Annotated in this window: 10 protein-coding genes; 5 read left to right on the top strand and 5 right to left on the bottom strand. The window is 60.3% G+C overall.

What is annotated here, in order from left to right; translation table 11 throughout:
• Positions 1-14 precede the first annotated feature (14 nt).
• From JK232_RS18925 to JK232_RS18910, 4 genes are read left to right on the top strand one after another with little or no spacing between them, the layout of a single operon-like run.
• A complete protein-coding gene (locus JK232_RS18925; RefSeq protein WP_101829242.1) occupies positions 15-791 on the top strand; it encodes a PTS mannose/fructose/sorbose/N-acetylgalactosamine transporter subunit IIC in 777 nt (258 codons plus the stop codon).
• Positions 769-1,620: a PTS system mannose/fructose/sorbose family transporter subunit IID gene (locus tag JK232_RS18920; protein ID WP_072929710.1), complete on the top strand. Its 852-nt coding sequence runs from the start codon at positions 769-771 to the stop codon at positions 1,618-1,620. The genes JK232_RS18925 and JK232_RS18920 overlap by 23 nt, the downstream gene beginning before the upstream one ends.
• Positions 1,621-1,630: 10 nt before the next feature.
• Positions 1,631-2,713: an SIS domain-containing protein gene (locus tag JK232_RS18915; protein WP_241522941.1), complete on the top strand. Its 1,083-nt coding sequence runs from the start codon at positions 1,631-1,633 to the stop codon at positions 2,711-2,713.
• A 24-nt stretch (positions 2,714-2,737) separates the two neighbouring features.
• Positions 2,738-3,748: an SIS domain-containing protein gene (locus tag JK232_RS18910; RefSeq protein ID WP_212589580.1), complete on the top strand. Its 1,011-nt coding sequence runs from the start codon at positions 2,738-2,740 to the stop codon at positions 3,746-3,748.
• 357 nt (positions 3,749-4,105) lie between these two features.
• Here the strand turns inward: JK232_RS18910 and JK232_RS18905 are convergent, their stop codons facing one another.
• Positions 4,106-5,413 (bottom strand): PQQ-dependent sugar dehydrogenase, encoded by a 1,308-nt coding sequence (locus tag JK232_RS18905; RefSeq protein ID WP_072929716.1) that lies wholly within the window; start codon positions 5,411-5,413, stop codon positions 4,106-4,108.
• Complete coding sequence (locus JK232_RS18900) at positions 5,410-5,862, bottom strand: DUF2231 domain-containing protein (RefSeq protein WP_072929718.1); 453 nt, start codon at positions 5,860-5,862, stop codon at positions 5,410-5,412. Before JK232_RS18900 ends, JK232_RS18905 begins: the two co-directional genes overlap by 4 nt.
• A gap of 754 nt (positions 5,863-6,616) precedes the next feature.
• Between JK232_RS18900 and JK232_RS18895 the strand changes: the two genes are divergently transcribed.
• Positions 6,617-6,763 carry a hypothetical protein gene (locus tag JK232_RS18895; protein ID WP_165698439.1) on the top strand — a complete coding sequence of 49 codons (147 nt, stop codon included), beginning with the start codon at positions 6,617-6,619 and terminating at the stop codon, positions 6,761-6,763.
• Between the two features lie 105 nt (positions 6,764-6,868).
• Here JK232_RS18895 and idi read toward each other — a convergent pair whose 3' ends face one another.
• From idi to mngA, 3 genes are all read right to left on the bottom strand, one after another.
• The gene (idi, locus tag JK232_RS18890; protein ID WP_101834093.1) at positions 6,869-7,435 is read right to left on the bottom strand and encodes an isopentenyl-diphosphate Delta-isomerase; all 567 of its coding nucleotides are present in this window, start codon (positions 7,433-7,435) and stop codon (positions 6,869-6,871) included.
• Between the two features lie 295 nt (positions 7,436-7,730).
• On the bottom strand, positions 7,731-10,409 hold the full coding sequence (mngB, locus tag JK232_RS18885) for a mannosylglycerate hydrolase (protein WP_212589579.1): 2,679 nt from the start codon (positions 10,407-10,409) through the stop codon (positions 7,731-7,733).
• 29 nt (positions 10,410-10,438) lie between these two features.
• Positions 10,439-12,391, bottom strand: coding sequence for a PTS 2-O-a-mannosyl-D-glycerate transporter subunit IIABC (mngA, locus tag JK232_RS18880; protein WP_212589578.1), 1,953 nt, complete (start codon positions 12,389-12,391; stop codon positions 10,439-10,441).
• Between the last annotated feature and the right edge of the window lie 171 nt (positions 12,392-12,562).

The following is a 12,562-nucleotide window of genomic DNA, read 5'->3' as shown; positions in this document are numbered from 1 at the left end:
TCCAGGGGGAAACAATGGTAGAGGCACTGTTGCTTGGGCTGGTCGCATTTATTGCGCAGTCAGAATATGCGCTTGGCACCTCCCTGATTTCGCGCCCTGTGGTTACCGGGCTGCTGACAGGGCTGGTGCTCGGCGATGTACAGACCGGGATCATCATGGGGGCGACGCTGGAGCTGGCGTTTATCGGGTCATTCTCTGTCGGGGCGTCGATCCCGCCGGACGTGGTGACCGGCGGCATTCTGGGGGTGGCGTTTGCCATTACCTCCGGCGCCGGCACTGAAACGGCCCTGCTGCTGGGGTTGCCGATCGCCACGCTGACGCTGGTGCTGAAAAATATCTATCTCGGGCTGTTTATCCCGCTGCTGAACCAACGGGCGGATGCCTATGCCGCACAAGCGGATACGCGCGGCATTGAACGGATGCACCTGGTGGCCGGGTTCGGCATGTCGCTGATGCTGGCGGCGGTGGTCACCTTCTCCTTCATGGTGGGCAGTGATGCGGTGAAATCGCTGCTGGAGGCGATCCCGGCGTTCATCAAACATGGGCTGAGTGTCGCTACCGGCATTATCCCGGCACTGGGCTTCGCCATGCTGGCGCGGCTGCTTATCACGAAACAGGTTGCGCCCTACTTCTTCCTGGGCTTTGTCCTGATGGCCTACCTGAAAATCCCCGTGACGGGCATTGCCATCCTCGGCGCGATTATCGCCGTGATCATGGTGAACATGACCCGTCTGAACCCACGCACCGCAACGGTACAAGGAGCCGGGCATGACAATGAAGATGATTTCTGAGGAGCAGGCGGTTGAAACCGTTGAGCCGCACCAGGCGCTGTCGGCGAAAGAGCTGCGCCGCGTATTCTGGCGCTCGTTCCAGATGGAGTTTTCCTGGAACTATGAACGGCAGATGAACCTGGCGTTTGTCTATGCGCTGATCCCGGTGCTGAAAAAGCTCTACCCGCGCAAAGAGGATCTGGCCGGGGCGCTGAAGCGGCACCTGGTGTTCTTTAATACCACACCGCACATCGTCACCCTGATCCTCGGCATCACCGCGGCGATGGAAGAGAAGAACAGCCACCAGCGGGACATGGATGCCGCCTCGGTCGACAGCGTCAAAGCGTCGCTGATGGGGCCGCTGGCCGGGCTGGGGGATTCGTTTTTCTGGGGCACCCTGCGCCTGATTGCCACCGGGATAGGCACCAGCCTGGCGCTGAAAGGCAGTCTCCTGGGGCCGTTGCTGTTCCTGCTGGTATTTAACGTGCCGCATATTGCGCTGCGTTACCTCTTTACGCGCTGGGGCTATGTGCTGGGCACCGGGGTACTGCAACGGGTGCAACAGAGCGGGATGATGGAGAGCCTGACGTTCGGGGCCGCCATCATCGGGCTGATGGTGGTCGGCGGCATGACGGCCTCGATGATCGACATTACCATCCCGCTGGCCTTCGGCAGTGGTGACGCCAAAACCCAGGTGCAGTCGATCATCAATGAGGTGATGCCCTGCCTGCTGCCGTTGCTGAGTTTTGGCCTGGTTTACTGGCTTTTGGGGAAGAAGGTGAAACCTTTAGCGATTTTGGGCGGCATGGCCGTCGTGGGTATCGCCGGTTCCTGGCTGGGCATTCTTTGAGGGAAATATCATGAGCACATCTTTGCTGAACACCCCGACCATGCTGACCTATATCTATGACGAACCCAACGCGCTGGCGAAAATCGTCCGGGAATACGCGCATACCCTGCTGCCGTTAACTGAGCACCTGCGCGGGCGGCAGATAAACACCGTCATGATGCTGGCCACCGGCTCCTCCTATAACGCCGCACTGTGCGCCCGCTGCTATTTTGAGGATACCTTCGGCATTCTGGTTGAGATTAAAGAGCCGTACCACTTCACCCACTATGAACGGGTTAACCCGTCCACCTCGCTGGTGCTGGCGATATCCCAGAGCGGCAAAAGCGCCTCGACGCTGGCCGCGATGCAAAAGGTTCAGGCGGCGGGCATCCCGGTGTTCTGCCTGACGTCAGATCCCACCAGCCCGGCCGCGCAGGCCGCTGACGGGGTGCTTGACCTTAATACCGGCATTGAGCGCGTCGGGTTTGTGACCAGGGGGTTTAGCGCCACCGTGCTGAACCTGCTGTTGATCGCCCTGCTGATTGCCGGACATCAGGGGGTAATCAGCCCCACGGCGGCGCAGGCTGAGCGCCGGGTGCTGCAGGATCTGGCTCAGGCGCTGCCGGGGGTGATTGAAAAAAGTGAAGCCTTTATCCGGCGTCACCACCGTGCCTGGCAGGCCGCGTCGCGCTATGTGGCGATTGGCTATGGCGCGCTGGTCGGCGTTGCGCGGGAGGCGGAAACCAAATTCACCGAAACCGTGCGGCTGCCCGCCAGCGGGGTTGAGCTGGAAGCCTATATGCATGGCCCCTACCTGGAGGCGAACCCCTCGCACCTGCTGTTCTTTATTGAGGATACGCACAATAGCCGGTTACGGGCGCTGCGCGATTACATGCAGCCCCATGTCAGCCAGGTGTTCACGATAACGCTGGATGATGATGACGCGTCTGACACCGTATTGTCGCTGGGGGTGCCGCTCAGCCACCCGCTTTCCCCGCTGCTGTTGGTTGTGCCGTTCCAGTTACTCTCTTTCCATCTCGCCGCCCTGCGCGGGGTGGATCTCAGCCTCCGTATTTTTGATGACTTTGACCGGGTGTTAAAGAGCAAAATCTAAGTCCACCTTCAGGAGAGATACATCATGTTAGGGTTTAACCAAGACGAGTACCTGACCAGTGCCCGTGAGATCATTGCTGCGCGCCGGACGGCGGAACAGGTCGCTGACGCGATCCACACTGCCGGGTTCAGCAACCTCTTTTTTGCCTCTGTGGGCGGCTCGCTGGCCCCGATGATGGCGATTCAGGAGTTTGCCAAGGAGATGACCAGCCTGCCGGTGTTTACCGAACAGGCGGCGGAGCTGATTGCGAAAGGCAATAAAAAGCTCACCCCTGATTCGGTGGTGATTACGCTGTCAAAATCGGGCGATACCCAGGAGTCGGTGGAGATAGCCCGCTGGTGCCGTGAACAGGGCATCCGGGTGGTGGCGATTACCCGTGAGGCGAATTCCCCGCTGGCACAGGCCGCGACCTGGCATATCCCGATGCGCCATAAAAACGGCGTGGAATTTGAGTATATGCTGCTGTTCTGGCTTTTCTTCCGCCTGCTTTCCCGGCACGGCGATTTTGACGCGTACGCGCAGTTTGCCGACCAGCTGGAGGTGCTGCCGGATAACCTGTTGCGGGCCAAACGCCAATTTGATGGCCGGGCAGCAGAAATCGCCCGTCGTTACCATCAGGCGGACTACATGATGTGGGTCGGCGGCGGGGAAATGTGGGGGGAAGTCTATCTGTTCTCCATGTGTATTCTTGAGGAGATGCAGTGGAAGCGTACCAAGGCGGTGAGTTCAGCGGAGTTCTTCCACGGTACGCTGGAGTTGCTGGAAAAGGAGACGCCGCTGTTTCTGGTGAAGGGCGAAGGGCCATGCCGGGCGCTGGATGACCGGGTTGAACGCTTCGCAGAGAAAATTGGCGTACAGCCGGTGGTGATCGACCCGCGCGATTATGCGCTGGAAGGCATCGATCATGCGTTCCGCCGGTTGATGGCGCCCTGCCTGGTGTCGACGCTGCTGGTAGACCGGCTGGCAGCCCACTTTGAGCACCAGACCGGCCACAGCCTGGATATCCGCCGTTATTACCGCCAGTTTGAGTATTAATCCTTTTACCGGGGGCGCTGGTGCCCCTGGTTTTTCTTTGCCCTGCGCACCTTATCCCGTCGTATCCCGTCGGTTACCCCTTGGAGATCACCGCCTCTCCAGGGAAATCCCCTTCTCTGCCTGACATTCAGACACTTATAAAGCATTATGCCGCTGGGTGATGGGTGACACTGTCACTTAACCCTGCTTTCGCAGCCCGCTAAGCGAACATAAAAACCAGCATTGCGTGACGTTGTCACAGAAAAAGCGGGCATTTAAGAGCGGGAATGCCCGGCAGTGAGAACGGATCAGGGTGATGGCGGCAACCACGCCGCCAGGAAGAGACAGCACCGGCCGAGTAAGCCGGTGCTGTTCAGGTTACGGCGTCCCTGCCGCTGAGACGCGCCAGACGATGTTACCGGCATCATCGGCGATCAGCAGACCGCCCTGCTGGTCTTGCGCCAGCCCGACCGGCAGGCCGCGCACTTCTTTCTGGTCATCCGTCAGGAAGCCGGTGACCACGGGTTTTGGTTCACCTACCGGTTTGCCGTCACGGAATGCCACCCACGAGACGCGGTAACCGTTCAGCGGTTTGCGGTTCCAGCTGCCGTGCTCACTGACAAACGCCCCGCCGCGGTACTCCGCCGGCAGGTTGGTGCCGGTATAGAACAGCAGGCCGAGCGGTGCCACGTGGGAGCTGAGGGCGTAATCCGGCTTAATCGCCTTCTCGACCAGATCCGGCCGCTGCGGGCGGACGCGCTGGTCAATGTGCTGGCCGAAATAGCTGTACGGCCAGCCGTAGAAACCGCCCTCCTGCACCGAGGTCATGTAGTCCGGCACCAGATCGGCCCCGATCTCATCACGCTCGTTGACAATCGCCCATAACTTGCCGGTCTGCGGTTCCCACTGCAAACCGGTGGGGTTACGCAGGCCGCTGGCGTAGATGCGGCTCGCCCCGCTGGCGACGTCCACCTCCAGCACGGCGGCGCGGCGGTACTCATTGCCGAGGCCGTTCTCGGTGATGTTACTGTTGGAGCCGATCCCGGCATAGAGCTTGGTGCCGTCGGGGCTGGCCAGCAGCGCTTTGGTCCAGTGGTGGTTAATCGGCCCGCCGGGCAGATCCGCCAGCTCTTCGCCCGGATCGGTGATCTGGGTCGCGCCGGGCGTATAGGGGTATTTCCTGATGGCGTCAGCATTGGCGACATACAGCGTGTTACCAATCAACTGCACGCCAAACGGTGAGTAAAGATGCTCCAGGAAAATATGCTTCTCCCAGGTCCCGTTGTTATTGCGCAGCAGCGTGATGCGGTTGCCGCCCGGCCCGCCCTTGCCGGAGGACTGCTGCACCACCCCCATGATCAGCTGCTTCGGCCGGTTCGGCGTTTTCGACGGGCCGTTGGCCTCGACCACCAGCACATCATTATTCGGCAGCACATAGAGCTGGCGCGGGTGCATCAGCCCCTCAGCCACCCGTTCAATCTTCAGCCCGGCGGGCACTTTCGGGGTTTCCCCCGCTTTCCAGGACACGCCGCTCGGCACCTGCATCGGCGGCAGCAGGAAGTTTTTCGCTTCCGGCAATTGCGGGTCGGGGCCGACCTGTTTGTTTGGGTCAAGGGTGCCGCCGTCATCACAGCCGGCCAGGATCACCGAAAGCGCCAGAAGGGAAAGCGTTCGCAGGTTGCTCATCGTGTGACTCCTTGAATCTTCGCGGTTCCGTGGGTACGCAGGGCCAGTTGCAGGTTGGCAAACGCCAGCAGCAGCACCACCAGCGTGGATAGGATCACCCCTTCCGGCACCACGGCGTAGGCGTCGCGGCTATGGATAAAGGCGTTCACAATCGCCAGCACCACCGCCAGCGCATTGGCCCAGAAGTGCACTTTCACCGGCGAGCTTTGCGGGTAGGCATGGCCGACCCACACCTGCACCAGATTAATCAGCCGTGGGATGATGGCGAGCAGCAGCCCCAGCACAATCAGCCAGCTGGCCGCGTGCGTCCAGAAAAGGTCATAGGTGGTGGCGTAAATAATATCGAAAATCCAGGCGGCGGTGAAAAAGCCGAATGGAAGCGGGTTAAGCAACTCATACAGCGCCACAGCGGGCGCAGAGCGGCGGGGTGTGCTGCCGGTGGAGGCCATTCATAAACTCCTTATCAAAGGGGATAGCCGGTCTGGCCAATCCCAGTCGTTCACACTCAGTAGGTGATACTGACACCGTGGATCACAACAAGCAGAAAAGCCGGGCGCACGGGGGGAATTCACCGGCACCGCCATTAACTATAGAGGAAAAACCAGAAATGCCAGGGAGATCAGGTGATTGATGGGGCCAGAGACAGCCCTGCCGCCGAAAACCGGTGAAAAAGGCCCCGTCACAATGGAAAACAGTACGCAAAACGTGACGCTGTCACAGGATTGTCATTAAGGCTGTGCGGCGGCGGCGTAGACTCCGGGCTGCCCTGCCGGAGGATTGACCTGGGCAGGATACCGGGCTTAAGGATGCTGGGCTTAAGGATGAAAGTTTTTATGTATGCACACAGGATAATAAATAACAGGCTGGTTCTTTTTGAAGGGGGAAGCTCAATGCATCATATGCTGGGCACTGATTTGTATACTCAGTCGGTGCGGGTGGTCAGTTTTTATGATCACAAACAGGAGAAACAGAACCCGCACAACCTATTTAAAAGGCCTGAGGATGCACCTGCATTATCTTTGCGTGAGCTTCATTATTTATACAGTACCTTGATTGATATCATGTTTACGATAGCGAAAAATGAGAGAATCCATCTTCTGTATTTTGTCGCAGAAAATGAGCAACTTAACGCAATTTATACGCGATACCTTAGAAAATTTTCAGAACGACACAACCTTATCAGTTTCATCAAAGGAGCATCTTATGCGATATGGACGCCGGGCAGCCCAGCCTGAGGAAAAAATCGATTATCAGGCCATTCGCGCGGGGAAAGCCGCGATGGTAAAACGCTTTATGGCAGCGAAAGCGGAGGCTGAACGCCAGGGCAACGTTGTGATTAAACCTTTGTGATGCGGGTGGCGCAAAAAGCGATTTGTTGGGATACCTTTTTGCGCACACAAGCCTTTTGCGTACTCTGGAAAGCGGCCGCCACGCGGCTAAGCAGCCGCCCGCCCCTCACACACTGTGCGCCGGTTGCCTCGGCAGGGTAAACGCATTCAGCGAGCGCAGCACCGCCAGCTGTTTCACCATCCAGGGGCTGAAGGCCCAGGGGACGGCGGCGGCCCCTTCATAGAGCGACTCCAGCGTCACCCACTGGTAGTCCATCACTTCACTGTGGCGCGGCGTGGGGGTGCTATCGGTATAGGCACGGAAAATCGGGCAATACTCGTTCTCCACAATGCCGGAGGCGTCAGTGGCGCAGTACTGGAAGTTATCAGTGATTAACGTCACCTCCTCCACCTGCAACCCTATCTCATACAGGCAGCGCCGGTTTACCGCCGCTTCCATGTTCTCCCCTAATTGTGGGTGGCCGCAGACGGAATTGGTCCAGACCCCCGGCCACGCCACTTTATTGATGGCCCGGCGGGTGATCAGCAGCTTGCCTTCGGCGTTGAAGATGTAGCAGGAAAACGCCAGATGCAGTGGGGTATGCGCGGTGTGAACCTGCGATTTATCCATGATCCCAATGTGTTGATGGTTGGCATCCAGCAAAACCACATGTTCCGTTGCACGATTATTCATTACTCACCTTTCTGGCATCCGGCTGACGGGCAGCACGCGCGGTCAATTTAGGATTAATGCTATAGAAAGTATAGGAGAAAGGGATCCCCGGCGCGAACCTTTTCCCGAAACCAAAAACGATTTCCCGAAACGAAACACCAGCAAACGTAAGAAAATACGTCTGCCCCGGCCGCTCTTTACGACAAGCGATTTTTAACGCCGGTGCACGGGCCAACCAGCCGGGCTGTCAGCGGGAAAACGCGCTCCCCCCCTGTAAGCAAAGAGAAAAAGCCCGCACTGCGGGCTGAAGAAGGGATTACTCAGAGGTATGCCGGGGGGACGATAACCGGAAACTGAACGTTTTCGACTGGCAAGGCGCCAGCCGGCCGACGTCACCGGGGGCTTGCGGTGGGGTTGCCAGCGGCTGCTCGTCCATCGCGGTTTCCTGCCAGTACGTGATCGGGTGCGCGCTCGTCAGGTGCCCGCTGAGCGGCTGCTGCTCATCGGGGTTGTAGACCCGGATCACCAGCTCTTCCCGGTCTTCCGCTTTTTTCAGCGCACTCAGCACCGGGCCGCTCTCCGCCATCGCCAGCAGGCTGTAGTGGCGTGGGGTGCAAAACGGGGCCGGGTTGAGTTTCATCGCATCATAGGGGATTTTGTTATAACAGCGGATCGGCGTCATGGCGGCGCGCGCCTGTTGCATCACCCCCGCGGCGAGCGGATCACCACTGAAGCTGAACAAACTGAACGCACACTGCAACCGGCCGCGCATCTGGGAATCCGGCGTCGGCAGGCTGATACCGGAGGGCCGCCCCGGCCGTAACAGCAACGATGCCTTGCCCAACATACCGACCGAGCGGAACAGTGTCAGCGCCAGAGTACTGTGATCGGAATTGTTATGGCGATCGCTGATGACTTCCACCTCGCGCAGCCCTTCGGTGAACAGGGCCAGCCCCTGCTTGCCGTCCGTGAGCGCGGCGAAGTTCATCAGTTGCCACACCGGCACCGGGGCCTCTTTCCACCCTTCGGCTTCCCAGTCAGCCATCGCGCTGTCGTTGACCGGCCGGGTGATGCAGCCAAACTGGTTGTCCGCCAGCAGGGTCTGGCTGGTGAACGGCACCGGGATCAGCACCCGCAGCCGGTGGTCATCGGCCTGGTTGTCCAGCGTCATGGCGATGTCGATGCGGCGGCTGTGGTGCGCCAGCGTCACGCGGCACTGCACATCAATATAGCCGTCAGCCCGGCGTTCGGCGCGCTGCGCCAGCGTGGCCGGCACCGCCATCCGCAACCGGATATGGGCGATGCTCTGCCACGGCTGGTGCTCAATGGCGGTGGTCACCGCGCTTTCAGTGGAGTAACGCAGCCACTCCTGCCGTGAGGGCGAATAGTCATACTCGTCGCCGTCATCCGAGCCTTCTTCCAGTTCCAGCACCTGCTCATAACAGCAACCGGTGAGCCGGTCACGAATCGTCAGGGTGCCGTTGGCGTTTACCCGGATGCGGTAATAGGGATTCTCCAGCTGCGCGGCCGCCTGGGAAGGCGCAGGCAGCGCCGCCCCGGCAACGTCGGGGTAGATGGAGAGCGTGCGGTAACCCATCGGCGGCAGCGTCTGCGCCAGCTGGATGTCATACTCCATAAACGGCTGGTAGTTGCCGTAATGCACAATCTGCCGGTCCACCAGCCCTGGGTCTGTTTCCCGGCAGGCGCAGATAAAATAAGGCACTGGATCGCCCTGCTCATCGGTAATCGCAAAACGGCCGGCGCGCAGGCGCACACGGGCCATGATCACCTCATGGCGTTCAAAGGGCATCAGGTTGACCATACAGAGCGCATCAGCCGGTGCGCCGGGCAGCGCGGGCATGTTGTCGGCAATCTTGCGCAGGGTGAACTGGATCAGGCTTTCTGCCTGGTCTTCCGCCCGCTGGAAACGCGCCATCACGTCCCGGTGTACCTGATCACTGCAACAGCAACTGATGCTGTCATGGGCATGGTTTTTCAGGATGCCTTTCCATAGCTTCTCCAGCAGGCCGTGCGGGTAGCCGAACCCCAGTGACCAGGCGATCGTTGCCAGCGGCTCAAGCTGGTTAACGATTTTGTTCTCTATCGCTGCATGGGCCAGTTTGATGTCCATGCGCGTGGAGGAGATCGTCCGGTGGACGCGCATATATTTGCCGTCATTGAATTCGCCGCGCAGCACCGGCAGTTGTGGCCGCAGCGCCTCGATGCGCTCAAAGACCGGCTCAAAGCGCCCCATCACAAAAGTGCGCTGTGGGTAGAGGCGGCGCAGGGTCGCCAGCACGTCGTGAATATTCTGCTGGAGCGGCATCTGGTCATGGCCGTTCGGCAGCAGGATGACCTGCGTGAGCGAGGCGTTCTCCAGCACGGTGAAATAGTCGTCCAGCCGTTTGCGCAGGCCCTCTTCATCAGCGGGCAGGTATTTGCCGATGGCGTAGCCCAGCGGCAGCACCTGCACTGCCACTTCGCTGCCGTCCCGGCTTTGCCAGAGGAATTCCGTATGGCGGGTGCCGTGGCGTTCCGAACAGCCGCGCCAGAACATCGCCCGGCGGATGCCGAAACCGTTATAGAGGTGCGGCAGTTGTGACGACATACCAAACGAGTCCGGCAGGTAGCCAATCCTCATCGGCGCGCCGAACGCCCGGCAGTCACGCAGCCCATACAGCAGGTTGCGCAGAATGGATTCGCCGGAGACGATCATGGTGTCGGTCTGGGTATACCAGGGGCCGATCACCAGCCGCCCGGCCGCCACCAGCGCCCTGACCCGTTCGCGGTTCTCCGGGCAGACGGCAAAATAATCCTCGAGGATGGCGGTCTGCCCATCCAATACATAGCAGGGGTAGGCGGCGTCCTGTTCCAGCCGGTCGAGGATTTCCGCCATATTGTTGACCAGCAGGATGCGCGAGGCTTCGGCGGTGAAGTACCATTCGCGGTCCCAGTGCATATGGGGCGTGATATAGACCTGTGATAATCCCTTCATCGGGTGTCCTTAACAGAAAAGTAAAAGGCTTAAGAGGCGGAGCCGGCATGAACCTGATAGCGCCCGCGTTTCACGGCATGGGTACGCCAGAGGATCAGCGCCAGCGTGGCGATGGCCGTGCCGAGCAGCGCGGCCCCGAGCCAGACGGCACCGGCCAACAGCGCCCCCAGCCCGTTGGGATGCAGCAGGAACAGCGAGAAAATGCCCGCCCCCGGTGTGGAGAGGCCGATGCCTGCACCGCCGACCAGCGCGCCGGTCACCACTGACCCGAGCAGGAATGACCCGATCACCCGCACCGGATCGTCAATCGCCATCGGGATCGCTCCTTCGGTGATCCCGGCCAGCCCCAGCAGCCAGGTCGATTTGCCGGTTTCAATCTCAAACGGCTGGAACAGCCGCGGTGCCAGCAGGGTCGAGGCGGTGACGGTAAAGGCAGATACCATCTTCACCGCGCCGAAAATCGCATACGGCCCGAACACGCCGTTGGCCATCGCGCCCAGGCAGAAAGCGTAGGCGGCTTTGTTCACCGGGCCGCCCAAATCAAACGAGCACATAAAGCCGATAATCGCCCCCAACAGCAGCGCATTGGTGCCGGAGAGGCCGTTCAGCCAGGCGGTAAGGGCGTTATTGAGCCAGGCCACCGGTTCGCCAATCACAAACAGCATCAGGCTGCCGGCAACCAGCGTGCCGATCACCGGGTAGAGGTAAAAAGTCAGGAAGCCGTTGAAACGGGCGCCGAGCCGCAGATGCGTTTTGACCCCGCGCATCAGGTAACCGGCCAGCAGCCCGCCCACCACACCGCCCAGAAACCCGGCACCGATCATGTTGGCCGCCAGGCCGGCGGCAAAGCCCGGTGCCAGCGCCGGTTTGTCCGCCAGCGACCAGGCGGTGTAGGCCGCCAGCACCGGCACCATCAGGGTGCCGAGCAGCCCACCCCCTAATTTGCGGTAGAACCACAGCCAGGAATTCTCCTGTTCAAACAGGTGTTGCAACTGGAACAGTTGCGCCAGCAGCACTGCCACCGCCAGCACCGTGCCCCCGGCGACAATCAGCGGTACCGCAAACGAAATACCGCTCAGCAGCGCCTGTTTCAGTTCGGTTTTCACGCCGGGGGACGGCGTGGCGGGCGAACGGCCTGACGCAGTGCCGGGCATTTCACCTGCGGGCTGGCTGCCGCGCGCCACCGCCTCCCGCAGCAATGGCTCCGCCTGTTTAAACGGCGCGGTGACCGGCACCGTAATCTGCGGCAGGCCGTCAAACCGTTCCGGCTCTTTGACGGCCACATCCACGGCAAACACACAGGCCGCTGCCCGCTGTAATTGTGCGGGCGTAATCCGCCCCTCGATGCCGTTGGCCCCCTGCTTCTCCACGCAGACCTCAATGCCCAGTGTGCGCCCGGCGCGCTCCAGGTATTCGGCGGCCATGTAGGTATGGGCAATGCCCGCCGGGCAGGCAGTGACGCAGACCACGCACGGCCGCTCGTGCCCACCCTCCGGCGCAACCGGCGTGGTGGCCGGGGGCGAAAGCAGCGCCAGCAGGGCGGCCGGGGTGACGGCCTGCAACGCCGCGGCGCGCACCTCCTCATCCACCAGGGCAGTGGTGAGCTGGGTCAGCAGCTGCATATGGGTAGAACCGGCCTGGTTGCCGGGGATCGCCAGCAGGAAAATCAGGCGCACCGGCTCCTCGCCGTCGATGCCCGCCCACATGACGGGTTCACGTAACGTTGCCGCCGCAAACGCCGCCTCACGTACGGCATCACATTTGCCGTGCGGTACTGCCAGCTCTTCGCCGAGCGCCGTGGCCCCTTGTGCCTCCCGCGCGCGCACCGCGGCCAGAAACGCGGGCGCGTCATACAGCTTGCCTGCGGCGGCCAGTTTGTCGGTTAAGTACCGGATGGCGCTGTCGCTGTCGCTAAAATTTGTCTGCAAACAAATTAAATCATGGTGGGTAAGTTGTCTTAATCTTGTGTTGTCTGATGCCATAGGAAAGTCTCCCCCGTTAACCCGAGACCGGCGAAGGGTGCCGGTAGCCTGTAAAGCGCCGGTAGCGTAGCAACCTCAGCGAGATGGGTTCGTGAAGGGTATCAAACAAATCTAAACACAGTATTTATATTGTATTAATACAAATTTAATCGGTATTAAAAGGTATTATCC

Source organism: Nissabacter archeti (genome assembly GCF_018257325.1).
Classification (GTDB): domain Bacteria; phylum Pseudomonadota; class Gammaproteobacteria; order Enterobacterales; family Enterobacteriaceae; genus Chimaeribacter; species Chimaeribacter arupi.
This window is presented reverse-complemented; position numbering and strand designations above follow the sequence as displayed.